Here is a 23824-nt window from a genome sequence, read left to right on the forward strand (position 1 = left end):
GAGCACCCGATCCGCGCGAACGCGTTACGGATCACCCGTGCTTCGGCATGCTTCGACCCGACACATCGATTGTTCGATGTAGATGATGCGGCGTACGCAGGACGATCGACCGGTCCACCACGGATACGCCCGGAAACTGCTCGGCGAGATAACCTTCCAAACGCTGCACGTCGTCGATCGAGCGCAGCCACACCGCCAATGCGATGTCGTAGCTGCCGATCGTCGAAGCAACAAGCCTCGCCTCACGCAGGAGGGAAAGGCGCTGAGCAATGGCTTCCTTTCGCCCCTCGAGACGTAAGAAATACCAGGCGTAGGCCGGCCAGCCGGAGTAGGGCCGAGCAATCTCCGTGCGGACGACCAGGCGCCCCGTCGACAGCTCGTGAGAAAGGAGCGCCCCGGCGCGAGCCGGCGTGACGCCGAGGGCTGCAGCGAGGGCCGAGACGGTAATTCGTGGTTCGCGAGAAAGGATGTCGAACAGCTTCGACTGTTCCTCTTCGCTGGCGCGTACCCCACGACTCTTCGCCGCCGGGGCCGAGTCGAGCGCGGCAATTTCTTCCGCATCGAGAGCACGTAGACGCCAGTTTCGTGCGTCGGAATTCGCCGAGGACACGATCTGAGTTCGCATCGCAGTGACCATCGGTAGCGATCGTGTTCGTTCCAAGACATACCTGGACAATTGATCGAGGTCAGTGCAGGTGAGCGTGACGAGTAGATCCCGATTGCCGGTTGTGAGATCGACTGTGAGAACTTCGGGATCGTGCGCGATCTGTTCGGCCACGCTCAAGGTCTGTGCCGGTGCGCATTCGATCTCGAGCAGTGCGGTCGCCGACACGATGGGACCCCCACGGTACGCAGCGATCCACGCTATCCCTTGCGAGTGCAGACGCTCCCAACGCCTGGTCAGGGTGACCGGGTCGGAACCGATCGCGCGTGAAAGCTCGGACCACGAGGCTCGCGGCCTGATCTGCAGTGCGTTCAACAGCCGAAGATCTTCGTCCTTGAGCACCTGATCCTGCACCGAGGACCTCACTTTCAAAAGAATGCTGCACCGAAACAGGATCGAAACGCATCGATCCTAACTTCATCACATCAATAGTCCACCAAATCCTGAACCTCGAGAACGCTTGCTTCTTGCGTTCGTTCGCCCCCTCGAGAAAGACACCGACATGACCGAAGCATTCCCTGTCTCGCATGACGATTCTCCGGTCAGCGATCAAACCCCGACGCAAAAGATCGTTTTCGCCTTGAGGTCGCCACGGCTGTGGATCGTGGCGATTCTGCTCCTCGCGCTTGCGGCAGGCGCTCAACTGATCGGCCCCGCAGTGATTCCTGTCGGCGCTGCCGCCATCACGATCTTGCCCATGGTGTGGGGACTGATTGCCGGCGGTGCCGTCTCGAGTCAGAAGTGGAAACCTCTCGGCCTCGATCTTCAGGCCGCAGCCTCGGCAATCATGGGGCTGGCTGTTCTCTTGCTTTGCGCGAGACTGTCTTTCACCATCGGCCCGAACATCCAACTGTTGTTCGAGGCGGGCCCCGCCCTGCTACTGCAGGAACTGGGGCACTTGTTCGGCACTATCGCTCTCGCACTCCCGTTGGCGGTACTCCTTCGGATGGGACCGGCCACCGTCGGAGCCACCTTCTCCATCGACCGCGAGGGGTCCTTCGCGATGGTCAGTGAACGCTACGGTCCCGATTCCGACCAGTACCGTGGTGTCCTGTCGATGTACGTCTTCGGCACTCTGTTCGGTGCCGTGCTGATCAGCCTGATTGCGTCGCTGGCGACATCCTTCAACATCTTCGACCCCCTTGCATTGGCGATGGGTGCTGGGGTCGGATCCGGCTCGATGATGGCTGCCGCTGCCGCCAGCGTCGTTTCGGCGCACCCCGAGATGGCCGACCAGGTACTCGCCGTAGCGGCAACATCCAACATCATCACCGGCCTCCTCGGCGTGTATGTCGGCATGTATGTCGCACTCCCCCTTGCCGATCGAATCTACGGCGCACTCACCAAGCGCTCGAAGACGACCAGCGAACGGAAAGCCGACACTGCCCCACGAGCGGTTGCGCCGAGCGTCACCGTGCCGCTGACCACCATCGTTCCGATTCTGTTCGTCGGTGGGGTCATCGTCTCCTCAATCGCAGCGGGTGGCGTATCTCGATCGATCATCGTCGGTTACCTGATCCTCACCGGATTGTTGCTCCTGGGCGTCGGCGTGGCCCGCCTGACGCGCGGCAAGATCGCGGCGATGATCGCAATCATCACCATCGGCGCCTTGGCGACAACACCGTGGTCCCCCATCGGTGATTTCGTCTCGAGCACCGTCGGGACTGTCGACTTTCTCTCGATCTGCACCCTCACCTTGACTGTCGCAGGTCTCAGCCTCGGCAAGGACCTTCCCTTGCTCAAGACGATCGGCTGGAAGATCGTGCCCGTCGGAATCGTCGCGATCCTCGCCTCTTACCTACTTTCCGTGGTCGTCGCGGAGTTCGCGCTGGGCCTCTGGCACTAGAACTGCACCCGAAGACGCTGAGAACCGTAGACACCGCGATCCGAAGACACAGAGAACCAAAGATGTTGAAAGGAAGCAATACCCATGTCCATCGCTGACACCCTCACCCACACAGACTCGGTTTCGAGCACGATCGAGAAGTGGGCATCACGCCTCATCGATGTCAGCCACACGATCCATGCTCACCCAGAGCTGGCATTCGAAGAGCATCGGGCGTCCGCCCTCTTGGCGGACGCCGCACAGGAAGCCGGCTTCACGGTTACTCGCGCCGCCTACGGCCTCGAGACGGCATTCGAAGCTGTGCGAGGCTCCGGCCCCTTCCGCGTCGTAGTCTGCGCTGAGTACGACGCCCTTCCCGACATCGGTCATGCGTGTGGACACAATGTCATCGCCGCTGCCGGACTGGGAGCAGCGATCGCGCTCGGAGAGGTCGCGGAGGAACACGGCCTGACCGTCGTCCTTCTCGGTACGCCGGCCGAAGAACATGGCGGCGGGAAAGTCTTGCCCCCCCCCCCCCCCCCCCCCCCCCCCCCCCCCCCCCCCCCCCCCCCCCCCCCCAGGTGAAGACGTCAGTTGCACGGTCACCGGAACGCAGGCAGTCGACCGGTTCGACGTGACCTACACCGGACGAGCCGCACACGCGGCCGCTGCGCCACACAAGGGCATCAACGCAGGTGACGCCGCCACGATCGCCTTGGTCGCCATCGGACTTCTCCGTCAACAACTTCCGTCCGACGTCAGGCTCAACGCCTACGTCGAGCACGGCGGCGAAGCAACAAACATCATTCCGGCCTCGACGTTGGTGCGAGCGGAAGTTCGGGCCGCAGAACTCGACGTGCTGTTGGACGCCAAGCGTCGCATGCTCGCCTGCTTCGAGGGCGCAGCTGTGGCCAGCGACTGCTCCTGGTCGACCGAACGCGCCGAACCGCGCTACGAGGAGCTTGTTCAACATCGCGTGCTGGCGACGATCTGGGACGAGGAGATCGCGAGCCTGGGCCGCACCGCGGCCGCCCGAACTCCCCTGACCGGCGGCTCGACGGACATGGGCAACGTGTCGAAGGTGGTCCCCTCGATCCACCCGATGATCGCGTTGCGCGGCGTCACCGGAGTTCCTCACACTATCGAGTTTGCCGCTGATGCCCGCTCCGCAGCGGGCGACGAAGCTGTTCTGCACGGAGCAATCGCAATGGCGCGCACAGTGATCCGAGCCGCAACCGGGGACTCGCGCTCCAACCTCCTGACGATTGCGGCCCAGCGCGAGTCAGGAGCGACCACCGTCACGAGCGCCAAATGAGCACCACCGGCGTCTACGTTTCCGCTCTCGAATTCTTCTCCATCGGCATCGGACCCTCCAGTTCACACACGGTCGGTCCGATGCGCGCCGCCCACACTTTCGGCGGCGAGCTCTCCGCCGCCGGCTTGACCGCGTCGGTCGACCGAATTCGCTGCTACCTGCACGGCTCTCTCGCCGCCACCGGAATAGGTCACTGCACTCCCGACGCGGTGATTGCGGGACTTCGTGGGTTGGATCCTGAAACGTGCGAGCCGACCGACGTTCACGGGCGCTGGGCCGAACTGTCGGACGGCGGATCGGTGATGCTCGTCGGTGGCTCACTCGAACACGTAGTGTTCACTCGCGAGGACATGGTGTTCGAGCCACTCGTTCGCCGTCACGGGCACCCCAACTCGATGACACTGACAGCCTTCAAGGGTAACGAAATCGTCTGTACGAGTACATATCTGTCGATCGGTGGCGGATTCGTACTGCGCGCCGGAACGGAGACGCAAGCAAGCGCGCATTCGATCAACTCACGCTATCGAACCGCGAAAGAGCTACTGGCGGAATGCGGCTCCGGAACCATCGCCGAGCTGGCACTGTCGGACGAAATCGCGATGCATGGCCAGGATCGAGCATTCACCGGCATCGACGCGATCTGGTCCGCGATGCGCGCATGCATCGAACGCGGCACCCAGACCGAAGGTGTATTGCCCGGGCGTCTCGGAGTTCGCCGACGAGCACGGTCTGCGAACACTCAACTGGAACAACGTAACTGCGACCCCTCCTCACGCGAGTGGCTGACCGTCTACGCCATGGCGGTCAACGAAGAAAATGCAGCAGGTGGCCGCGTGGTAACGGCTCCGACGAACGGCGCTGCGGGCATCGTGCCGGCGGTGCTCTATCACCACATACGCGCTACGGGCGCCGGCGCTCACGACGTTCGAACCTTTCTCCTCACCGCTGCCGCAATCGGATCGATCATCAAGGCGAATGCCTCGATCTCGGGTGCGGAGGCGGGGTGCCAGGGTGAAGTCGGAGCTGCCTGCGCGATGGCGGCAGCCGGCTTGTGCGCTGTCATGGGCGGATCACCACGACAAATCGAGAATGCAGCTGAGATTGCCATGGAACACCATCTGGGGCTGACCTGCGATCCGGTTGGTGGCCTGGTCCAAATCCCCTGCATCGAACGAAATGCCGTAGCCGCCTCGACTGCAGTCACCGCAGCTCAGCTCGCATACCTGGGTGACGGGACGCATGTGGTGAGCCTCGATACCGTCATCGAAACCATGCGCCAAACCGGAAACGACATGTCCGTGCGTTACAAGGAAACCAGTGAAGGCGGACTCGCCGTCAATGTCGTCGAGTGCTGAGGGGATGTCGACGGCGGGCGGACGCCATCACCGGAAATATCACCCTCTCGAACGATGAAGTCCGGTGTACCGATTTCTACACTCGTTGACATGACCTTGTGGACGGTGACCAGATGATCGCTCATCACGCTGGAGGAATCCCACTGCACAACACTCCACGGCACAACACTGCGGGGCCGTCGCGCTCGACGCAGCACTCCGGTCGCAAGATCGCCGCGTTGATCGCGTTGGTCGCCGGTTTCTCCGCTGCCTTCGTTCTCGCCCCGGGCATGCTGACGAGTAGGCCGGGCGATGGGTACGCAGGCCAGGGGGAACTCGTCGAGACGGTCCGCGCCGCGTTCGTCGAATACTGGAGTTCCGGTGTCCAAGCCGTCTCTCCGAGCTTGGAGTCCGCTGTCGACTACTGGCTGCGCTACCACGTGGCCAAGGCTGTGATTGCGGTAATCCTGCTGACGGTTCTGCTCGCACTCGGCCGCATGGTCAAGGCGTCGTTCGTGAACGCCGGCCCTCTGACGGTTGGAAAGAAACTCGCATTCGTCTCGGCGGGAGGCCTGGTCACGCTCCTCGCGCTGTTCTCTTCGGTACTCGTGATGGCAAATGTCCAAGGTGTTGTCGCACCCTTCTCTTCGCTGATCTCGATGTTGCCCGTGGCCCAGACGGATGGGGCACTCTCCGAAACTGTCGGGCAGGTCCGACAACAGCTCGCTCAGTCGACGGGCACCGGAAATCAGCAAAGTCCCGCCCTCGAACTGATGATCAGCGACTTCGCGCGGTATCACTTGGCCATGGCGGTGATCGCGCTGATCGCGGCAGCAATATCACTGGCCGTGACTGTGGTCGTGTGGGCACGCTTCGCGAGAACGGCACGATCCGACAGGCGGACGAGATTCATGTCGGGGTCGATAGGCCTTCTCACTGCACTGTTCACGCTGGGATTGATCGTTGTCGGCGTAGCAAATATGGGCACCGCGGCAGACCCCGCACCGGCGCTGGCGGCGTTCTTCGACGGCGGGCTCTGACCCAAGTCAAGGGTTCAGGCCAGGGTTCCGTAGTCCCCCGGTACCGGTTGAGGAGGTACCTGGGGACTGCGTCTGCCGTACCCGGGGTCGATGTGTGAGTGCCCTCGGACAGGCAGAGTTCGACTCATGAAAACCGGAGCAAGACGCATCATGCTTGTCGGCCTGTGCAGCGCCATCATTGCCGGCGCTGTAATCAGCTGCAGCACGGACAAATCCACAGACAATCCCACATCCACCACTGACAAGGTCATGGACTCTGCCATCACCGGCCAGCTCGATTCGATCATCGACGCTGCGGTGAATTCGACGGGGATTCCCGGTGCGATGGTGGGCATTTGGGGACCCGACGGCAACTATGTGAAGGTTGCAGGAGTCGCCGACACTGCAACCAAGGCACCGATGGAGACCGACTTCTACCACCGGATCGGTAGCGTCACCAAGACATTTACCGTCACCGCCCTGCTGCAATTGGTCGACGAGGGAAAGATCGGTCTCGACGATCCGATCTCCCAGTACGTCGACGGGGTCATGGAAGGTGATGCGATCAGCTTGCGTCATCTGGCAGGGATGCGCAGCGGCCTCGTGGACTACACGACGTCTGAACAGTTTGTGATGGAATATCTTTCGGATCCTCGCCGAACTTTCACACCGGAGGAACTCGTCGGATACGTCAAGGACCTCCCACTCCAACTTCGACCAGGGACCACCGTCGACTACTCGAACACCAACACTATTCTGCTGGGAATGGTGATCGAAAAGGTCTCCGGCTCAAAACTGTCGGACGTCATCGACACCAAGATCACAACACCACTCGGCATGGAGCACACCAGCTTTCCCACGACCAACGCGTTCCCGACACCACACGCACAGGGTTACACCAACCAAACGCTCGACGAATCCGTGACCGCGGCGACGGACTGGAATCCGTCGTGGGGCGGCGCCGCGGGTGCAATGATCTCGTCGTTGGACGACATGCGCATCTGGGTTCCGGCGCTGGCCAAGGGCGATCTCCTCACCGACGACACTCAGAAGCAGCGCCTGCAAACCGTGAACTTGAGCGAAGGGGACGACAGCTCCGGCTACGGTCTCGGATTGTTCAACAGCGGTGGCTGGATCGGTCACAACGGAAGCCTGCCCGGCTACAAGACAGTCTCGGTCTACTTGCCCGAGAAGGACACCACCCTGGTTGTCTTCATCAACACCGACATCGACGGCGAGACTGATCTGACCAGCGCGTTGATGGTACCGATCACCAAGTTGATCAGCCCCGACAACGTCTACGGCTGATCACCTCAGGTCCGATCGACAATTCAGACAAAAGTGACATATCGGGTTCGATCTGTCGATAAGCTCGACCGTCGGCAGATCGAAACCCGAAAGAGGCGCTCATGGGATCGTTGAACGACTGGCTACTCAACAGCGACAGCCCGCTCGTGGGCATAGTCGGCGGCATCCTGCTGACGATCGCAATGCTCTCCGGCGGTGCGGGCATGTAGCCCATTAACATCAGCATGTGATTCGTGACATCTTCACGTGACTCAACGAACATGTTCGTTACGAACATGTTCGTGTACGATGAAAACATGCCCAACCAGCCAGCAAGTCCATCGAGCCGACGCAATCGTCCGGCCAAACCCGCCCTGACACGCGAGGGCATCGTCAGTACCGCGGTGGAAATCTTGCGGTCGGAGGGGTTGCAGAAGTTGACCATGCGTCGACTCGCCCTCGAACTCGACACCGGGCCGGCGTCGCTGTACGTGTACGTTCAAAATACCGCCGAATTGCACGCCGCCGTTCTGGACGAACTGCTCGGAGTCGTGGACCTCGCCGAAAATTCCTCCGGCACTTGGCAGGCGCGCCTCGAACGGGTGCTGACGTCCTACACGGCCATACTGTTCGATCATCCCGGCCTTGCCCAGTCGGCTCTCATTTCCCGGCCCAGCGGAGTTCACTACGTACGCCTGCTCGAGCGCCTGCTGGCATTGCTCGACGAAGGCGAAGTCCCTTCAGGTCAAGCCGCGTGGGGCGTGGACTTGCTGCTGCAGTACGCGACGTCCACTGCTGCCGAACACTCGGCGCCGAACAATTCCGCCGACTCGGATGCCCAATGGAGCGCGTTGACCGACGCAATCCGGAACGCAAACCCGCAGACGCACCCACTCGTCGCAGGCCATGCAACAGCTCTACTTGCCGGTGAACCCACCGCGCGTCTCTCCTGGGGATTCCGCACGCTCATCACGGGCATCGAGAACACCCCACTCACTTCTTAGGAACCCACCATGAACCACTATCCCATCGCAATCATCGGCGCCGGCCTCGGCGGCCTCACCCTCGCCCGAGTCCTCCATCTCCGCGGAATCGATTCGGCGGTATTCGATTTCGAATCCGGACCAACAGCTCGGACCCAAGGCGGGATGCTCGACATCCACGAAGATTCGGGCCAGATCGCGCTTCGTGCCGCAGGCCTCTACGACGAGTTCCGCGCACTCGTTCATCAAGGCGGCGAAGAGACACGCGTCCTCGATCGAAATGCCGTCGTGCACCTGAGCGAGCAGGACACCGGAGACGGCGACCGCCCGGAAATCGACCGCGGCCAGCTGCGTGACCTACTGCTCAGCTCAATTCCGAAAGAAACAATCCGCTGGGGAGCAAAGGTCCGCAGTGCCCATCCGTTGCCGGACGGTCGGCATGAAGTCCACCTCGTGGATGGCACCCACTTCACCACCGATCTCCTGGTCGGCGCCGACGGCGCGTGGTCGAAAATTCGCCCACTGGTTTCAAACGCCACTCCTGCCTATACCGGAGTATCTTTCGTGGAGTTCGACCTTCACGACGCCGACAACCAGCACGCGAAGGCCGCTGAAACAGTCGGCGGCGGAATGATGTTCGCGCTCAGTGCCGACAAGGGCTTCCTTGCCCACCGTGAGACCGACAACAGTCTGCACATCTATGCCGCCCTGCGAGTTCCCGAGAACTGGTCAGCGAGTGTCGACTTCTCCGACGATCATATTGCGAAGAAGATTCTGCTGGAACACTTCTCGGACTGGGACGAGTCGCTGCGGTCACTGATCGTCGAAGCGGACAGCTCGCTGACCCCTCGCCCCATCCATGCTCTTCCCATCGGGCACAGTTGGAGCCGTACTCCCGGGGTCACTCTGCTCGGGGACGCAGCGCATGTCATGTCGCCGTTTGCCGGAGAGGGCGCGAACCTGGCAATGCTCGACGGCGCCGAACTCGGCCAGGCGATCGCGTCACATAGCGGCACGGAGGAAGGACTTGCTGCCTACGAAGAACGACTCTTCCCACGCAGCGCCGCATCGGCACAACAGTCGGCTGACGGTCTGGACGTGTGCTTCGGCGAGAACGCACCCCAGGGGCTCCTGGACATGTTCAACTCACAACCGTGACCTGACGAATTCGGATCAGGTCGTCATGCCTCGAGGGCCAAGCGACGAAGACAAACCACGGTGGGCTTCGACTTCATCGAGCAGTTGGTGGGCTTTCTGCTCGACCACGGACAGTGCATCGGCGCCGGCGACCCACCGACGCGGGGGTAGCGGCGAATCGACAAGTGCCACAAGTGCCGCGGCAAGTTTCACCGGATCCCCACCCTGGGCACCGTTCATGCTCTTCCACGCTTCGACGGTCTTCCCAGTCCGAGCGCCGTAGTCGTCTATCGACAATTCAGGCCAGATCGACGACGCACCCTCGACAAGCAGTTCGGTCCGGAAGAATCCCGGCTCCACGATCGTCGTCCCGATTCCGTACGGGTCGACGTCGAATCGCAATGATTCCATCCAGCCCTCCAGCGCAAATTTCGACGCGGCGTAGGCTGCGCAAAACTCCTGACCAACCAGGCCCGCAAGCGAACTGACAGTCACGACATGTCCACTCCGTTGCCTACGCATCACCGGCAACACCGCCCGTGTCACATTGATCGGCCCGAAAAAGTTGGTCTCCATCTGAGCGCGAAGTTGCGCCGGACTGACAACCTCGAAGAACTCGGCGTAGAAGTTTCCGGCGTTGTTCACCAGCACATCGATTCCACCGAATCGTGCAACTGCCGTGTCCACCGCAGCATATGCGGCTTGTTCGTCGGTGATGTCCAAGGCAATCACCAACAGGTCGTCATGCTCACCGATCGCTGCAGAAACACGGTCCGCATCACGCCCCATTGCCACCACCGCGTGCCCGCCGGCAAGAGCCGCCTGAGCAATGTCGACTCCCATGCCCCGGCCTGCGCCGGTTACGAACCAGACCTTCTTGTCACCCATGTTCACTGTCCTCCCGTTTGATGGAGTCCAGTACAGAACAGATTCCACGGGCCTGGGAGTGCCTACCGTTCCCGGTTACGGCAGACCCCCTCGACGCCCCTCCTACTCGCGAAGAGTCGTCAAGAAGGCAATGCGGTCGCCGCGGTAAAGCGAGCGAACCCGCTCGATCGGCACACCCTCCGGATCGACGGAGGTCCGGTGCAGCAGAAGCATCGGCATCGAGGTCGTGGACTCGACGAGCGTTGCCTCACGCGGTGACGCGAGCACCGTCTCGATCCGTTCGGTTGCGGAGGCGAAGACCACGCCGATGGAACGGATAGCCGCGTACAGCGACGTCGTGGCATCGAAAGCGTCGAGCATCTCACCGAACCTGCTGTCCGGCAGGAAGGTTGACTCGAGTCCGATCTTCTCACCGTCGGCGAAGAGGACACGCTCGAGATGAACGACGCTGTCGCCCAACTCGATACCCAACTCCGTGGCGAGACCGTCGTCGGCTGACATTCGTTCGAACGTCACAACCTTACGACTGGGCACTCGCCCAGCACTCAGCGCGCCTTCGGTATACGAACGAATCGAGAGAGGCTGAACCAACTTCGGACTCGCGACGACAGTGCCCCGCCCCCGCCGCTCGATCCGTCCTTCGACAAGCAGATCACGAAGCGCTTGACGGACCGTCTCGCGAGCGACAGTGAACCGTGCCGCCAATTCCCGCTCGGACGGGACTGCGTCGCCCTCCTCGAGCCCACTGAGAATGGTCTCGATCTCGGTGCGCACCCGGTAGTACTTCAGCTCCGGTTCGATCACGACGCTCGAGGTCCCCGGCCCGGTGGACGTCTGCTGATTCATGGCGCAAGCGTACAAGAATTCGGTCTATACCAATTGTTAACCTGGAGTTCGTCTCGATTCCCCCTATTGGTCTAGACCAAACGTCACTATCTCTACATGCGAATTTTGATTGTGGGCGGAGGAATCCTCGGAACGGCGCACGCCGACGAGGCAATCCGCCGGGGACACGACGTCATCCATCTCGAACGCGAGCCCGAAGCCCGCGGTGCAACGGTACGGAACTTCGGATTGGTCTGGGTATCCGGGCGCGCTCCGCACGAACTCGAAGCCGCGCTGCGTTCGCGCGAGCTGTGGGCGGACCTTGCCGCCCGTGTCCCCGGCGTCGGATACCGCCCGGCCGGCTCCATCACCCTCATGCGCACCGAGGAGGAGGTCGCGGTCGCGCAGGAAGCATTCGCTCGGCCGGACGCCGACAACCGAGGGTTCGCACTTCTCGATCCCGACGCCGTTCGCGTCGTCAACCCCGCGCTCCGGGGCAAGTTTCTCGGCGGACTGCACTGCACCCTGGACGCCGCTGTCGAGTCACGGCAAGCGCTCCCCGCCATCCGTTCTTACCTCGAATCCACCGGCCGTTACACCTTCCACGCCGGAACGGAAGCCCGCGAGATCACGACGAACAGCTCCGGCGTACACACCCGCGACGACCGCGGTCGCAACTTCGACGCCGATCTCGTGATCGTCTGCCCCGGAGCAACACTCGGCGGATTGGCCCGCGATCTCGCCGGCGATCTCCCGTTGCGACGTGTGCGCCTGCAGATGATGCAGACCGCCCCACTCGGCGAAAAGCTCACCACCGCAATCGCTGACGGTGACAGCTTCCGCTACTACCCCGGTTTCGCCGGATCTGCCCTCGATCACCTTCGCTCGGTGCAGCCACAGGAACCGACTGCCGACGAGCACCGCATGCAACTCCTGTGCGTGCAGCGCTTGCACGGCGGTCTGACCATCGGTGACACCCACGAATACGAGGAGCCCTTCGACTTCGACGTCGACGAGGCGCCCTATCGCCATCTGTCCGGAGTGGTGGAAACACTTCTGGGTCGCGATCTTCCGCCCATCGTCAAGCGATGGGCGGGCGTCTACAGCCAGTGCCTCGACCCCTCACAACTTGTTCACCGCGCACAAGCCGCCGACAACGTCTGGGTGGTTGCCGGTCCCGGTGGCCGCGGCATGACGCTCGGCCCGGCACTGGCGGAACAAACCGCCGACCAGCTCGGTCTCTGAATCCTTCCGACAAGAAAGACTTCTCATGTCTCCCATCACCCTTGCCGTTCTCGACATGGCCGGCACCACCGTCGCCGACGACGGACTGGTTCTTCGCGCGTTCGCCGCCGCTGCCGAAGCCGGCGGACTGCCTGCCGAAGGCCCGGAAGCCGACGCCGCTCGCCAGTACGTCCTCGACACCATGGGCCAGTCGAAGATCGTCGTGTTCCGGGCGATCTTCGGTGACGAAGACCGCGCCCAGGCCGCGAACGCCGCCTTCGAAACCACTTACGATTCCCTCATCGACCAGGGCCTGGCCGAGCCGATCCCTGGCGCGGAGAAGGCGATCACCACACTGCGCGAGGCCGGCATCAAAGTTGCCTTGACCACCGGTTTCAGCCGATCGACGCAGGACAAACTCCTCGTCGCACTCGGCTGGGAAACCCTCGCCGATCTCACCCTCTCCCCCGCCGAGGCCGGTCGCGGTCGACCGTACCCGGACCTGATTCTGACTGCCCTGCTCAAACTTTCGATCGACGACGTCCACCAGATCGCCGTACTCGGCGACACGTCCAACGACGTGCTCAGCGGCATTCGCTCCGGCGCATCCATCGTCGCCGGAACTCTGACCGGCGCACACGACGAGCAACAGCTTCGCGACGCCGGAGCCACCCACATCGTCACGTCCGTAACGGAGTTCGCCGAACTCCTCACCCACTCCTGATCTCACCTCCGAAAAAGGAATCGTCATGCGTCTACGCCCGAGCATCGCTGCGGCCGCTCTCGCCGTGTCCGTCCTTTCGTTCACCACCGCCTGCGGTGGCACCGGCACTGCTGCCGGATCAGATACCGAGACCGTCACCGTCTACAGCGCCGACGGTCTGTCCGGTTGGTACAAGGGAAGATTCGACGCCTTCACCGCGCAGACCGGTATCGCCGTCAACCTCGTGGAAGCCGGATCCGGCGAGGTCGTCTCGCGGGTCGAGAAGGAACAGTCCAACCCACAGGCAGACGTGATCATCACGCTGCCGCCATTCATCCAGAAGGCCGACGCCCAAGGTCTGCTCGAGCCCAGCGGAATCGACACCTCCGCCGTTCCTGCAGACGAGAAGGACGACGCCGGCAAATACGTACCCGTCGTCGAGAATTACCTCTCGTTCATCGCCAATCCGACTGCATCACCCGCCCCACAATCTTGGGACGATCTGCTCACTGACCAGTTCAAGGGCAAGTTGCAGTACTCCACGCCCGGCCAGGCCGGCGACGGTACCGCGGTGTTGTTGCTGCTCCAGCATCTGATGGGCAAGGAGGGCGCACTCGACTACCTCGGAAAGCTCCAGGCCAACAACGTCGGTCCCTCGTCCTCCACCGGAAAGCTCCAGCCCAAGGTCAGCAACGGGGAACTCCTGGTCGCCAACGGTGACGTCCAGATGAACCTCGCCTCCATCGCCGACGACGGCTCGAAGTTCGACATCTTCTTCCCCGCGGGAGCCGACGGCACTCGCACCACCATTGCACTGCCCTACGTGATGGGCCTCGCCAAGAGCGCACCGAGCAGCGAACAAGCCAAGAAGTTGATGGAGTTCCTGCTCTCCGAAGAATCCCAGAAGACCGTCGCCACCGATGCACTCGGCGTATCGGTCCGCGAGGACGTCCGAAGCAGTGCCGGTGAATCGACCGACAAGAACACGCCTTCGGGAGTTCTGCAGGGCGTCAACGTGTGGACCCCGAACTGGAACGACGTCCTCAGCTCGCTCGACGCCGACATCGCCGCTTACCAGAAAGCCACCGGGAGCTGATCATGGCAAGAACCAGACTGGGGCGGACGCTCCCCGAGACCGTCGGTGTTCACGGAGCGATCGAACACTCCGCTCCGGCCATCACCTTCGATCGCGTCAACGTCGCCTACGGCCGCGGGAAGACCGCAACCCATGCACTCGTCGATTTCAATCTGCGAGTGGCACCGGGTGAAACTGTGGCACTGCTGGGGCCCAGTGGATCCGGCAAGTCGACCGCCCTGAAGGCCCTCGCGGGATTTGTCCGCCCCACGTCCGGTTCCGTCAAGCTCGGCACCCGAGACGTCACCAATCTGCCTCCCGCACAACGCGGTATCGGCGTCGTCGTTCAGTCGTACGCTCTTTTCCCGCACATGCGAGTTTCCGAGAACGTAGCCTTCGGACTCCGAGCCCATCGCGTTCCGCGCTCGGAGATCGGCCATCGCGTAGCCGAAGCCCTCGACATGGTCGGGATGTCGGCGTACGGAAAGCGCCTTCCCCGTGAGCTTTCCGGCGGTCAACAGCAGCGAATCGCAATCGCCCGAGCCTTGGCAATTCGCCCTGGAGTACTCCTCCTCGACGAACCACTGGCCGCCCTGGATGCGCAACTTCGCGAGAGCATGCTCGGCGAACTGGCGAGACTGCGCGCCGCACTACCTGACACAGCCATGCTCTATGTGACGCACGATCAGAGTGAAGCCCTGGCGCTCGCAGACCGAATCGCAGTGATGCGCAACGCCAGACTCGCGGACATCGACACCGCCGAGGCCTTGTGGAAACGCCCGCCGTCCAGCTTCACCGCGGCCTTCCTCGGGGGTGCGAACCTGCTGCCCTGCACCGTCACACGCGTCATCGGCACCTCCGCACTGGTCTCGATCGGTGGCACGCCGTTCACCGCTCACGCCCCGCAGCCCGAGATCGGGCACATCGAATGGGAGTCCGACATAGACGCCTACCTGTGTGTTCGTCCACACGCGGTAGGCGTAACCGGCGTCGGCGCACGAGGATCATTCCCGGCGCGCATCGTCTCGAGCGTCTGGCGCGGTTCCACGACGCGACTGACGCTGGCTGTCCGTGGCCTCGACGACGTCCGCGTCGACGTGGATGTTCCAGGGCACGACGAACGACCGGTCGACACCGAAGTGGGCGTCGTCTTGCCCACGGACGGCAGTGTCCTGGTTCCGGCGGATCGCCACCCATGACCACTACCTTGGAACGCCCTGAAACCGCTGTGCCCCAGCACAAAGACCCCATCCCGTGGCGCCGGATCGGGTGGACGCTACCGCCACTGCTTCTTGTCCTCGTGTTTGCTGTCTATCCCACTGCGCGTGTCCTCACGGAATCGCTGAGCACCGGAAGCGGCACCGGGTTGTCCACGTGGTCCTCCGTGCTCGGTTCGGAACTGTTCAGGACCGCACTCTGGCGGACCATCCAGATCGCCGTGGCGTCGACCCTGGGGTGCCTGATCCTGGGAACCTTCCTCGCCTTGGTGCTTGCCTTCGTTCCGTTCGCCGGATCCAAGGTGGTGGGGCGATTGATCGACACGGTGCTCGCCCTGCCGTCATTCCTGATCACGCTGGCGTTCACGTTTCTGTACGGCACGGCCGGCGCCGTCAACGCCTTGATCATCAGCATCACCGGCGACGCGAGCGGCCCGCTGAATTTCCTGAACACTCCGTTCGGAGTCATCGCGGCCGAAATCACCTTCTTCACACCCTTTGTCGTGCGTCCACTGTTGGCCGCGTTCACCCAGATTCCGCGTGAACAGCTCGACGTTGCAGCCAGCCTCGGCGCGTCACCCGTCCGAGTTCTGCGGCAGGTGGTGATGCCGGAAGCGTGGCCAGCCCTCCTGGGCGGTGGATCGCTCGTACTTCTGATGACACTGAATGAATTCGGCATTGTGCTCTTCACCGGAGCAAAAGACGTCGTAACTCTTCCGGTCCTCATCTACACCCGCGGCATTGTCACCTTCGACTTGCCCGGCGCGGCAGTGATCGCGACGGTCCAGGTCGCACTCTCACTCGGCCTGTACTGCCTCTACCGATTCACCTTCAACAGATTGATGGGAGGCAGCCGTGCTGCTGTGGACACGAAGCTCTAGGGCCCTCGTACTCGGATTCTTCACCCTGGTCGTCGCGGTGGTTTTTGTCGCGCCCATCGCCACCGTCGTCGCGGCTGCCTTGGCCGGATCGTGGACCGGTCCACTTCCGTCGAATCTCGGCGGCAAGAACTTCTCCACGGCGCTGTCCGACGAGAACTTCGCCAGCCTGATCGTCAGTTTGCAGACTGCATTCATCTCGGGAGCACTGGCATTGATCGTCGGAACGTGGGCCGCGCTGGCCTCTCGTGAGGCACCGATGTGGCTGCGGCGCATCACCGATGCCGTATTCCATTTACCGATTGCGGTTCCGTCGGTCGCGATCGGCTTGGGTCTGCTCATCACTTTCAACGAGCGCCCATTACTGCTCGGCGGCACCAAATGGATCGTGATTCTCGCTCACACGGTTTTGGTGCTTGCCTTTGCCTTCAGTTCCGTATCGGCCGCGCTCGAACGGCTCGATCCCGCCTACCGTCAAGCTGCCGAATCACTCGGCGCCGGCCCAGTGCGGGTGCTGACGCGGGTGACGCTACCGCTGCTGCTCCCAGCGTTGGGTGCGGCCGCCGGGCTTTCCATCGCACTGTCGATGGGTGAGCTGGGCGCAACGGTCATGGTCTACCCGGCGACATGGAAGACCTTGCCGGTCAGCATCTTCGGACTCACCGACCGCGGCCAGGTATTTCTTGCCGCAGCAAATACGACACTGCTGCTTGCAGTTACCCTGATCGCCCTCATGGTGGTCGGCAGAATCCGTCGGCGCTGACCTTGCTGTGCGCCTTTATTAACCGCCGGGGGTTAATAAAGGCGCACAGCAAGGGGTTTATCCCTTCCGCAAGATGTACCGCTGAACCTTGCCGCTCGGGGTCTTGGGCAGGTTCGGAACAAAGTGCACTGTGCGCGGGTACGCGTGCGCTGCAAACTTCTTCTTCACCAGGGTTTGCAGTTCCTTCTCGAGTTCGTCGTCGCCGTCGACACCTTCGCGAAGTACGACGAACGCCTCGAGAACCTCACCGCGCAACTCGTCGGGCATGCCCACCACTGCCGCCTCGATGACATGCTCGTGCATGACCAGCACGCTCTCGACGTCGAAGGGACCGATGCGGTAGCCCGCCATGATGATGACGTCGTCGTCGCGCGAGGAGAAGAAGAAGAATCCGTCCTCGTCCGTCATTCCGGCGTCACCGGTGATGTACCAGCGACCGTCTTCGCTGAATCGCTGCTTCGTCTTCTCCGGCGCATCGACGTACCCGGTGAACCACATCAACGGGCTGTTGTGAGTATCGATCGCCACGCGCCCCTGAGTGCGAGCCGGTGCGATGTCATCCGAATTGTCTTCCAGCACAGCGGCAGACCAGCCCGGCAACGGACGACCCATCGATCCGGGGCGGACGTCCTCGCGGAGTCCGTCGGCCCAGGCGTTGACGATGAACATGCCGTGCTCGGTCTGGCCGTAGTGATCACGAACCTCGACGCCCAACGAGTTCTTCGACCACGCAACAACATCCGGAGTCAAGGGCTCACCGGCCGAGGACGCGCGGCGCAGCGAGATGCCTTCCGGAACGGGTGCCTTGTCGGCACGCAGACTGCGGTACACGGTCGGAGCAGCGGCAAAATTGGTGACACCGAACTTCTCGATGATCTGCCACGTCAGCGGCGCGGAGAATCCGGCGTGCAGCAGAATGCTTCGCGTGCCGGCGGCAAGCGGACCGAGCAACGCGTAGTACAGCCCGTACGCCCAGCCCGGGTCTGCGGCGTTCCAGAACACGTCGTCCTGACGGACGTCGAGGCCGAACTCCTGGTAGGCGTGGAATGACGCGAGCGCGCGCACCGGAACCGGCACGCCCTTGGGTGTTCCCGTGGTGCCACTGGTGAACAACTGCACCATCGGTGCGTTGCCGCCGACTGCCTGCGCAGCGCCCCTCGGGTCTTCGGCATCCTGAGCTGCGACAAGTGCATCGAAGTCCAACTCGTCACCGGTCGCGCCGCCCGCGACGATGACCTGCCACGCTGCGTTGGCGGGGATGTCCTCACCCGGCGCGAGCTTGTCGAGCTGATTGGCGTCGGAAATGACCACCTTCGCGCCACTGGCCGTCAAGCGGAAAGCGATGGCCGGCGAAGCGAACGCCGTGAACAAGGGCACGTGGACCGCGCCGCGGCGCCAGATTCCGAGGAGTGCGACCACGAGGTCCGCAGACTTGCCCATCAAGGTCGCGACGTTGTCACCCGGCTCGACTCCGAGGTCGGCCAGAGCTGCCGCGAAACGCGCGGACTGCTCACGTAGATGACCGTAAGTGAGATCCACCGAGCTAAGGTCTGCCTCGACGACGGTGAATGCAACGCCATCCGCGGGATGCCGATCGCAGAGCAATTCTGCGGCGCTGGCATGCGGGGTGTCGTACTGGTCCAGCAGCTCGCGCACCCGTGCGGTGGGATCGGTGCTCATCAACTTGCTCCTTATCGATCGTCGTATGGTTGGCCCGACCGGTTACGTTGGCGGCTCGTCATACGTACTGTTCACCCCCTATGATCTAGCTCACAAGAGAACTTCACTACCCCCAGAAAGGGGTACCTGCGTGAATCGACATGCTTCGTCACTTCTGCGTCCCCGCGACGGGGACGCTATGCGAGGTGAACTCCGAACAATTGCAGCTCAGGGCGTTGTTCCCGTGCTGTTCGGAGGCGAGGTCCAGGACGGAACCCTGCACCTGAGCGAATTCGTCGGCACCCGCACCAACAATCTCAAGGGCGTGGCCATCCCGCCGCGCTCGGGCATGGGCGGACGCGTCGTCGCCCAGGGTTCACCGATCACCGTCAACGATTACGGCAATTCGCAGTCCATCACTCATCATTTCGACCGGCCTGTTCTCAGCGAGGGCCTGCATTCGATCATCGCCGTTCCGGTCATGGTGTCCGGCAAATCGCGCGCTGTCCTCTACGCCGCGATCCGTGATTCCGCTCCCCTCGGCGATCGCACAGCAGACGTCATGGTCAGCGCATCCCGGCGTCTCGGGATGGAGTTCGCCATCCGCGACGAGGTCGATCGTCGCCTGCAACTACTTCAGGCCGCCGCCGCGACCACCGCCGACGGTATGTCTTCGGAAGAGATCCGCGGAGTCCACGCCGAACTACGCAGTGTCGCCCAGACCGTGACCGACACCGACTTGCAGACCAAGCTCCGCGGACTTTCCCAGCGTTTGGCCAACCTGCTGCGGCCTACCGCCGACGCCGAATCCGACGTCGCGCTCACCCCGCGTGAAGTGGATGTTCTCTCGCAAGTCGCACTCGGCTGCACCAACATCGAAGCCGGCCAACGGCTTTCCCTTCGACCTGAAACAGTCAAGAGCTATCTGCGAAGCGCGATGGGAAAGCTGGACGCGAGCTCACGCCACGAAGCCGTGGTTACCGCTCGCAGGTTGGGACTGCTCCCCTGAGGGGTCAGTAGCCTTCCGGCAGGGCGGTGAGCATGTCGCGGGTGACTGCGACGGCGTTGTCCGAACTTCCGCCCCGCACAACCAGAGTGGCGAAGGCCAGGTTGCCGCGATAGCCGACGAACCACGCATGCGATCCCCCGTCGACCTCGGCTTCACCGGTCTTGCCGTACACCTCACCCTGATCTTCGACGCGTTCTGCAGTACCGCTCGTGACCACGAGCCGCATCATGCCGCGCAGGCCGTCGACCATGGCCGGCGTGATCGCCGGGCGCTCACCGTCGATGGTGGTTTCGCGCCCCGAAATCAGTTGCGGGACCGGAGTCGAACCGTTCGCGACCGTCGCAGCTGCCATCGCCATTCCGAACGGACTGACCACGACCTTGCCCTGACCGAACCCGTCTTCCGTCCGCTGGACCAGGTCCGACGCCGGCGGCACCGAACCGGAATCGATCGGCAATCCCACCACGTTGTAGTCCTGGCCGATGCCAAACTGCGCTGCGGCAGTGGTCAACGTGTCTGCCTGCATCTCGCTGGCCAACTTGGCGAAGGACGTGTTGCACGAACGCGCGAAGGCCGTTGCCATCGGCACCGTGCCGAGTGCGAACTCGTTGTAGTTGGGGACGCTGCGCTCGCCGATCTCGATTCGGCCCGGGCATGGCACCATCGTGTCGGGGGTCGCCTGACCGGTCGAAATTGCCGCCCCTGCAGTGATGATCTTGAAGGTCGAACCAGGCGGGTACTGACCCATCGTCGCGACCGGCCCGTCGCGGTCAGCTGCCTTGTTCTGCGCGACGGCCAGGATCGCGCCACTCGACGGTTCGATCACCACCATCATCGCCTGATCCTTGTTCACGTTCACCGCGCGCTGAGCAGCGATCTGGATGTTGCGGTCCAGACTGATACTGAACGACGGAACCGGTTGTGGCGCAGTCTCGGTCAACACGTCGGTGTCGACGCCGTTCTGGTTGACCGTGACGACACTCCAGCCGGCTTTGCCGTCGACCTCGTCGATGATCGTCTTCTTGATCTGCCCGAGAAGGTCAGGCGCGAACTCCGGGTCGGTCGACACGAGATCCGATTCGTCCGATACCGATACTCCCGATATCGCACCCAACTGCGCCGAAACTTGGTCGTAGTCGTCACTGCGCAGCCGCGTCACCAGATAGTCACCCTTGACGGCCGTCGAGGATTCGGCGATCGACTGACCGGTCAGCGACGCATCGAACCGCCCGAGAACACTTGCGAGACTGTTCGCGGAACCGATGATGTCGTTGCTCTTGGAGCGATCGAACTTCACTCGGTAGACGATTCCCGGCACCAGGACGTCGGTCCCCGAATGCTCGTTGACCCGCGCTCGCGGCGCCGCGGTTGCCCGCAACGACATCGTCTGCTTGTCACCGAGGCGCGGATGAACGTCCGTCGAACTCCAACGGACGGACCAGTCGCCGTCCTTGCGTCCCATCTGCAGCTCGCCGTCGTACGTCCAGACGCGGTCTTTCGGCAGGTGCCACTCGTAGGTGTAGCCGACCGTCGCAGTGTCACCGTTCATCTTCACCGACGTGGTCTCGGCAGTCATCGACTCCGCCTGAAGCGCATCCCAGGTGTCACTCAATACAGGACCCGCGGAATCAGGCCGGTCCGTCATTTTTGCTGCCTCGTCGATGTCCCTGTCACCGAACGCACTCAGGAACTGCTGCGCGACGGGCTCGGGGCCGGCGGGTTTCGGAGTACACGAACTGATCCCCACCGCCAAAAAAATCACGGTGCAGGAGGCCAACAGTTGGGCCGAGCGACTACGAGAGAAATGCCGAGTGTTCATCGAGCCCCATAGTAGGGCGACAAATGCTCCACCCAGCGTAGGCGCGACCATTGCACGCAGCTTGGACGCTCAGTCGAGCAGCACCGTCGAGAAGGTCGCGACCTGCCGGAACCCCACCCGCGAATAGGTCGACCGCGCAATCGTATTGAAGCTGTTGACGTACAGGCTCGCAATGCGACCGGTCGCCATGATCGACTCCGCTACAGCCGCTGTACCGGTCACGCCGAAGCCCTGCCCACGAAATTCCGGGTTGACCCACACGCCCTGAATCTGGCCACAGCGAGCAGACATCGAACCGACCTCCGCCTTGAAGACGACGTGGCCGTCCTCGATATGCGCCCACGCTCGACCAGCGGCGATCAGGCTTGCCACACGATGTCGATATCCGCGCCCACCGTCGTTTGCACGCGGATCGACGCCAACCTCTTCGATGAACATCGCGATCGCGGCAGGCAGATAGATCTCGAGTTCGTCCGAGCGAACCTGCCGCACCAGTGGGTCCGACGGGCATGCCAGCGGCTCGGATACCGCGAGCAACGGCTGTTCGGGGCGAACCTCCCGCGCAGTTCCCCAATCGAGCTCGAGCATCTCCCACAGCGGCAACGCCAATTCGGCGCGACCGACCACCGACGAGCACATGCGCGGAATCCGACAGGCGCGGTCAGCGAATGCCCGAATGTCATCCGGATCGCCTCGAAGTGGAACCAGATTTGCCCCGGCAAAGCACAGCGAGGACAACGGCCCGCCTCGACTCCACAGCTCGCCGTGAATCATTCGTGGGTCGACACCGCATTCTTCGACGCGCGCGGCAATCATGCAGGCGGCCACCGGATCGGCGTCGAGTACCCGTCGGACGTCTTCGAGATCTCGACTTCCGACCTGCTTGGCTCCGAGGAGTTTGAGCATCCGTCAACCCCCTCGACTCGACTGCGCGTCCACGAATATCACTACCCGATCATGATGCACTCAGATTGCCACGAACCTGACACCGACGGGGAAGATTCATCCGGCAATCACTCAACTCACGGTGACGACCGGCGCACCCTCCGAAGCGTCACCCTCCATGCTTTCGGCGATTTTCATCGCTTCTTCGATCAAAGTCTCGACGATCTGCGCCTCGGGCACCGTCTTGATGACCTTGCCCTTGACGAAGATCTGGCCCTTGCCGTTGCCGGACGCCACACCGAGGTCAGCCTCACGTGCTTCACCCGGTCCGTTCACGACGCAACCCATGACTGCCACGCGCAGCGGGATCTCCATGCCTTCGAGGCCGGCAGAGACCTCGTCGGCAAGTGTGTAGACATCGACCTGTGCACGGCCACACGAGGGGCATGACACGATCTCGAGCTTGCGGGGACGCAGGTTCAGAGACTGCAGAATCTGGTTACCGACCTTGATTTCTTCGGCCGGCGGGGCCGAGAGCGAAACCCGGATGGTGTCGCCGATACCCTCCGCGAGCAGCGCACCGAAGGCGACCGCGGACTTGATCGTGCCCTGAAACGCCGGCCCTGCCTCCGTGACGCCGAGGTGCAACGGGTAATCGCACTTCGCGGCGAGTTGGCGGTAAGCCTCGACCATGATCACCGGATCGTTGTGCTTGACGGAGATCTTGATGTCACCGAAGCCGTGCTCTTCGAACAACCCGGCCTCCCACAGCGCGGACTCGACCAACGCTTCGGGCGTCGCCTTGCCGTACTTCTCCATCAACCGAGGATCGAGCGATCCCGCGTTGACACCGATACGAATCGGAATGCCTGCATCACCGGCAGCCTTGGCTACCTCTTTGACACGGCCGTCGAATTCCTTGATGTTGCCCGGATTGACGCGCACCGCAGCGCATCCCGCATCGATTGCCGCGAAGATGTAGCGCGGCTGGAAGTGGATGTCGGCGATAACCGGGATCTGGCTCTTCTTCGCAATGATCGACAACGCGTCCGCGTCTTCCTGACGCGGGCAGGCGACACGGACGATGTCGCAACCGGACGCGGTCAGCTCCGCGATCTGCTGGAGCGTTGCATTGACATCGTGCGTCTTCGTGGTGCACATGGACTGCACCGAGATGGGGAAATCGCTGCCCACACCTACCGTGCCGACCTGCAGCTGCCGTGTCTTGCGTCGAGGAGCAAGAATCGCTGCGGGTGCCGAGGGCATTCCCAGTCCGATAGGGATGGTCACGTCTGTGCCTTCTTTCATAGCTTCA

General features: G+C 62.6%; 22 protein-coding genes. 14 read left to right on the forward strand and 8 right to left on the reverse strand.

The window, feature by feature from the left end; translation table 11 throughout:
- Positions 1–31: 31 nt before the first annotated feature.
- Positions 32–1030 carry an Lrp/AsnC family transcriptional regulator gene (locus tag H7C86_RS03050; protein ID WP_259349031.1) on the reverse strand — a complete coding sequence of 333 codons (999 nt, stop codon included), beginning with the start codon at positions 1028–1030 and terminating at the stop codon, positions 32–34.
- 136 nt (positions 1031–1166) lie between these two features.
- Between H7C86_RS03050 and H7C86_RS03055 the strand changes: the two genes are divergently transcribed.
- The gene (locus tag H7C86_RS03055; protein ID WP_020969365.1) at positions 1167–2510 is read left to right on the forward strand and encodes a DUF3100 domain-containing protein; all 1344 of its coding nucleotides are present in this window, start codon (positions 1167–1169) and stop codon (positions 2508–2510) included.
- A gap of 147 nt (positions 2511–2657) precedes the next feature.
- On the opposite strand, the gene H7C86_RS37140 is transcribed toward H7C86_RS03055, so the two are convergent.
- A complete protein-coding gene (locus tag H7C86_RS37140; RefSeq protein WP_259349032.1) occupies positions 2658–2996 on the reverse strand; it encodes a hypothetical protein in 339 nt (112 codons plus the stop codon).
- Positions 2997–3123: 127 nt separating this feature from the next.
- On the opposite strand from H7C86_RS37140, the gene H7C86_RS37145 reads away from it, so the two are divergent.
- The 6 genes from H7C86_RS37145 (at position 3124) to H7C86_RS03085 (ending at position 9585) form a co-directional block, all read left to right on the forward strand.
- Positions 3124–3804, forward strand: coding sequence for a peptidase dimerization domain-containing protein (locus H7C86_RS37145; protein ID WP_259349033.1), 681 nt, complete (start codon positions 3124–3126; stop codon positions 3802–3804).
- Positions 3801–5159: an L-serine ammonia-lyase gene (locus tag H7C86_RS03065; protein WP_141487404.1), complete on the forward strand. Its 1359-nt coding sequence runs from the start codon at positions 3801–3803 to the stop codon at positions 5157–5159. The genes H7C86_RS37145 and H7C86_RS03065 overlap by 4 nt, the downstream gene beginning before the upstream one ends.
- A 113-nt stretch (positions 5160–5272) precedes the next feature.
- Positions 5273–6178 (forward strand): hypothetical protein, encoded by a 906-nt coding sequence (locus H7C86_RS03070; protein ID WP_252858551.1) that lies wholly within the window; start codon positions 5273–5275, stop codon positions 6176–6178.
- A 126-nt stretch (positions 6179–6304) separates the two neighbouring features.
- Positions 6305–7465, forward strand: coding sequence for a serine hydrolase (locus H7C86_RS03075; RefSeq protein ID WP_019748010.1), 1161 nt, complete (start codon positions 6305–6307; stop codon positions 7463–7465).
- A 296-nt stretch (positions 7466–7761) separates the two neighbouring features.
- On the forward strand, positions 7762–8448 hold the full coding sequence (locus tag H7C86_RS03080) for a TetR/AcrR family transcriptional regulator C-terminal domain-containing protein (RefSeq protein ID WP_182261080.1): 687 nt from the start codon (positions 7762–7764) through the stop codon (positions 8446–8448).
- A 9-nt stretch (positions 8449–8457) separates the two neighbouring features.
- Entirely contained in the window at positions 8458–9585 is a 1128-nt protein-coding gene (locus H7C86_RS03085) for an NAD(P)/FAD-dependent oxidoreductase (RefSeq protein ID WP_182261081.1), read from the forward strand.
- Positions 9586–9600: 15 nt separating this feature from the next.
- Here H7C86_RS03085 and H7C86_RS03090 read toward each other — a convergent pair whose 3' ends face one another.
- Both H7C86_RS03090 and H7C86_RS03095 read right to left on the reverse strand, forming a co-directional pair.
- Positions 9601–10452 carry an SDR family NAD(P)-dependent oxidoreductase gene (locus H7C86_RS03090; RefSeq protein ID WP_182261082.1) on the reverse strand — a complete coding sequence of 284 codons (852 nt, stop codon included), beginning with the start codon at positions 10450–10452 and terminating at the stop codon, positions 9601–9603.
- 102 nt (positions 10453–10554) lie between these two features.
- Positions 10555–11298 (reverse strand): GntR family transcriptional regulator, encoded by a 744-nt coding sequence (locus tag H7C86_RS03095; RefSeq protein ID WP_182261083.1) that lies wholly within the window; start codon positions 11296–11298, stop codon positions 10555–10557.
- 96 nt (positions 11299–11394) lie between these two features.
- Between H7C86_RS03095 and H7C86_RS03100 the strand changes: the two genes are divergently transcribed.
- Genes H7C86_RS03100 through H7C86_RS03125 form a run of 6 tightly spaced genes read left to right on the forward strand, consistent with a single transcriptional unit; the run spans position 11395 to position 17137 of the window.
- The gene (locus H7C86_RS03100) at positions 11395–12522 is read left to right on the forward strand and encodes a TIGR03364 family FAD-dependent oxidoreductase (RefSeq protein ID WP_182261084.1); all 1128 of its coding nucleotides are present in this window, start codon (positions 11395–11397) and stop codon (positions 12520–12522) included.
- Positions 12523–12547: 25 nt separating this feature from the next.
- Positions 12548–13225 carry a phosphonatase-like hydrolase gene (locus H7C86_RS03105; protein WP_069145991.1) on the forward strand — a complete coding sequence of 226 codons (678 nt, stop codon included), beginning with the start codon at positions 12548–12550 and terminating at the stop codon, positions 13223–13225.
- Between the two features lie 25 nt (positions 13226–13250).
- Entirely contained in the window at positions 13251–14300 is a 1050-nt protein-coding gene (locus tag H7C86_RS03110; protein ID WP_020969356.1) for a 2-aminoethylphosphonate ABC transporter substrate-binding protein, read from the forward strand.
- Positions 14301–14302: 2 nt separating this feature from the next.
- Positions 14303–15478 (forward strand): ABC transporter ATP-binding protein, encoded by a 1176-nt coding sequence (locus H7C86_RS03115; protein ID WP_182261085.1) that lies wholly within the window; start codon positions 14303–14305, stop codon positions 15476–15478.
- Positions 15475–16377, forward strand: a complete 903-nt coding sequence (locus tag H7C86_RS03120) for a 2-aminoethylphosphonate ABC transporter permease subunit (protein ID WP_182261086.1) — start codon at positions 15475–15477, stop codon at positions 16375–16377. The genes H7C86_RS03115 and H7C86_RS03120 overlap by 4 nt, the downstream gene beginning before the upstream one ends.
- Positions 16352–17137 carry an ABC transporter permease gene (locus H7C86_RS03125; RefSeq protein ID WP_019747999.1) on the forward strand — a complete coding sequence of 262 codons (786 nt, stop codon included), beginning with the start codon at positions 16352–16354 and terminating at the stop codon, positions 17135–17137. The genes H7C86_RS03120 and H7C86_RS03125 overlap by 26 nt, the downstream gene beginning before the upstream one ends.
- A 57-nt stretch (positions 17138–17194) precedes the next feature.
- On the opposite strand, the gene H7C86_RS03130 is transcribed toward H7C86_RS03125, so the two are convergent.
- A complete protein-coding gene (locus H7C86_RS03130; protein WP_069145989.1) occupies positions 17195–18817 on the reverse strand; it encodes an AMP-binding protein in 1623 nt (540 codons plus the stop codon).
- 178 nt (positions 18818–18995) lie between these two features.
- Here H7C86_RS03130 and H7C86_RS03135 point away from each other — a divergent pair, with 178 nt between their 5' ends.
- A complete protein-coding gene (locus H7C86_RS03135; RefSeq protein ID WP_182261164.1) occupies positions 18996–19805 on the forward strand; it encodes a LuxR C-terminal-related transcriptional regulator in 810 nt (269 codons plus the stop codon).
- A gap of 4 nt (positions 19806–19809) precedes the next feature.
- On the opposite strand, the gene H7C86_RS03140 is transcribed toward H7C86_RS03135, so the two are convergent.
- The 3 genes from H7C86_RS03140 to ispG form a co-directional block, all read right to left on the reverse strand.
- A complete protein-coding gene (locus H7C86_RS03140) occupies positions 19810–21624 on the reverse strand; it encodes a penicillin-binding transpeptidase domain-containing protein (RefSeq protein ID WP_020907378.1) in 1815 nt (604 codons plus the stop codon).
- Positions 21625–21693: 69 nt separating this feature from the next.
- Positions 21694–22530 (reverse strand): GNAT family N-acetyltransferase, encoded by an 837-nt coding sequence (locus tag H7C86_RS03145; protein ID WP_182261087.1) that lies wholly within the window; start codon positions 22528–22530, stop codon positions 21694–21696.
- Positions 22531–22641: 111 nt separating this feature from the next.
- Positions 22642–23799 (reverse strand): flavodoxin-dependent (E)-4-hydroxy-3-methylbut-2-enyl-diphosphate synthase, encoded by a 1158-nt coding sequence (ispG, locus tag H7C86_RS03150; RefSeq protein WP_007734888.1) that lies wholly within the window; start codon positions 23797–23799, stop codon positions 22642–22644.
- Between the last annotated feature and the right edge of the window lie 25 nt (positions 23800–23824).

Origin of the sequence: Rhodococcus sp. UFZ-B548, from assembly GCF_903819475.1 — a bacterium.
Taxonomy (GTDB): domain Bacteria; phylum Actinomycetota; class Actinomycetes; order Mycobacteriales; family Mycobacteriaceae; genus Rhodococcus_F; species Rhodococcus_F erythropolis.

What these genes read in the sequence shown, in the direction of transcription:
- H7C86_RS03055 (WP_020969365.1), top strand. Translation starts at nt 1,167, where the DNA reads ATGACCGAAGCATTCCCTGTCTCGCATGACGATTCTCCGGTCAGCGAT.
- H7C86_RS37140 (WP_259349032.1), bottom strand. Translation starts at nt 2,996, where the DNA reads ATGTTCTTCGGCCGGCGTACCGAGAAGGACGACGGTCAGGCCGTGTTC.
- H7C86_RS03065 (WP_141487404.1), top strand. Translation starts at nt 3,801, where the DNA reads ATGAGCACCACCGGCGTCTACGTTTCCGCTCTCGAATTCTTCTCCATC.
- H7C86_RS03070 (WP_252858551.1), top strand. Translation starts at nt 5,273, where the DNA reads ATGATCGCTCATCACGCTGGAGGAATCCCACTGCACAACACTCCACGG.
- H7C86_RS03075 (WP_019748010.1), top strand. Translation starts at nt 6,305, where the DNA reads ATGAAAACCGGAGCAAGACGCATCATGCTTGTCGGCCTGTGCAGCGCC.
- H7C86_RS03080 (WP_182261080.1), top strand. Translation starts at nt 7,762, where the DNA reads ATGCCCAACCAGCCAGCAAGTCCATCGAGCCGACGCAATCGTCCGGCC.
- H7C86_RS03085 (WP_182261081.1), top strand. Translation starts at nt 8,458, where the DNA reads ATGAACCACTATCCCATCGCAATCATCGGCGCCGGCCTCGGCGGCCTC.
- H7C86_RS03090 (WP_182261082.1), bottom strand. Translation starts at nt 10,452, where the DNA reads ATGGGTGACAAGAAGGTCTGGTTCGTAACCGGCGCAGGCCGGGGCATG.
- H7C86_RS03095 (WP_182261083.1), bottom strand. Translation starts at nt 11,298, where the DNA reads ATGAATCAGCAGACGTCCACCGGGCCGGGGACCTCGAGCGTCGTGATC.
- H7C86_RS03100 (WP_182261084.1), top strand. Translation starts at nt 11,395, where the DNA reads ATGCGAATTTTGATTGTGGGCGGAGGAATCCTCGGAACGGCGCACGCC.
- H7C86_RS03105 (WP_069145991.1), top strand. Translation starts at nt 12,548, where the DNA reads ATGTCTCCCATCACCCTTGCCGTTCTCGACATGGCCGGCACCACCGTC.
- H7C86_RS03110 (WP_020969356.1), top strand. Translation starts at nt 13,251, where the DNA reads ATGCGTCTACGCCCGAGCATCGCTGCGGCCGCTCTCGCCGTGTCCGTC.
- H7C86_RS03115 (WP_182261085.1), top strand. Translation starts at nt 14,303, where the DNA reads ATGGCAAGAACCAGACTGGGGCGGACGCTCCCCGAGACCGTCGGTGTT.
- H7C86_RS03120 (WP_182261086.1), top strand. Translation starts at nt 15,475, where the DNA reads ATGACCACTACCTTGGAACGCCCTGAAACCGCTGTGCCCCAGCACAAA.
- H7C86_RS03130 (WP_069145989.1), bottom strand. Translation starts at nt 18,817, where the DNA reads ATGAGCACCGATCCCACCGCACGGGTGCGCGAGCTGCTGGACCAGTAC.
- H7C86_RS03135 (WP_182261164.1), top strand. Translation starts at nt 18,996, where the DNA reads ATGCGAGGTGAACTCCGAACAATTGCAGCTCAGGGCGTTGTTCCCGTG.
- H7C86_RS03140 (WP_020907378.1), bottom strand. Translation starts at nt 21,624, where the DNA reads ATGAACACTCGGCATTTCTCTCGTAGTCGCTCGGCCCAACTGTTGGCC.
- H7C86_RS03145 (WP_182261087.1), bottom strand. Translation starts at nt 22,530, where the DNA reads ATGCTCAAACTCCTCGGAGCCAAGCAGGTCGGAAGTCGAGATCTCGAA.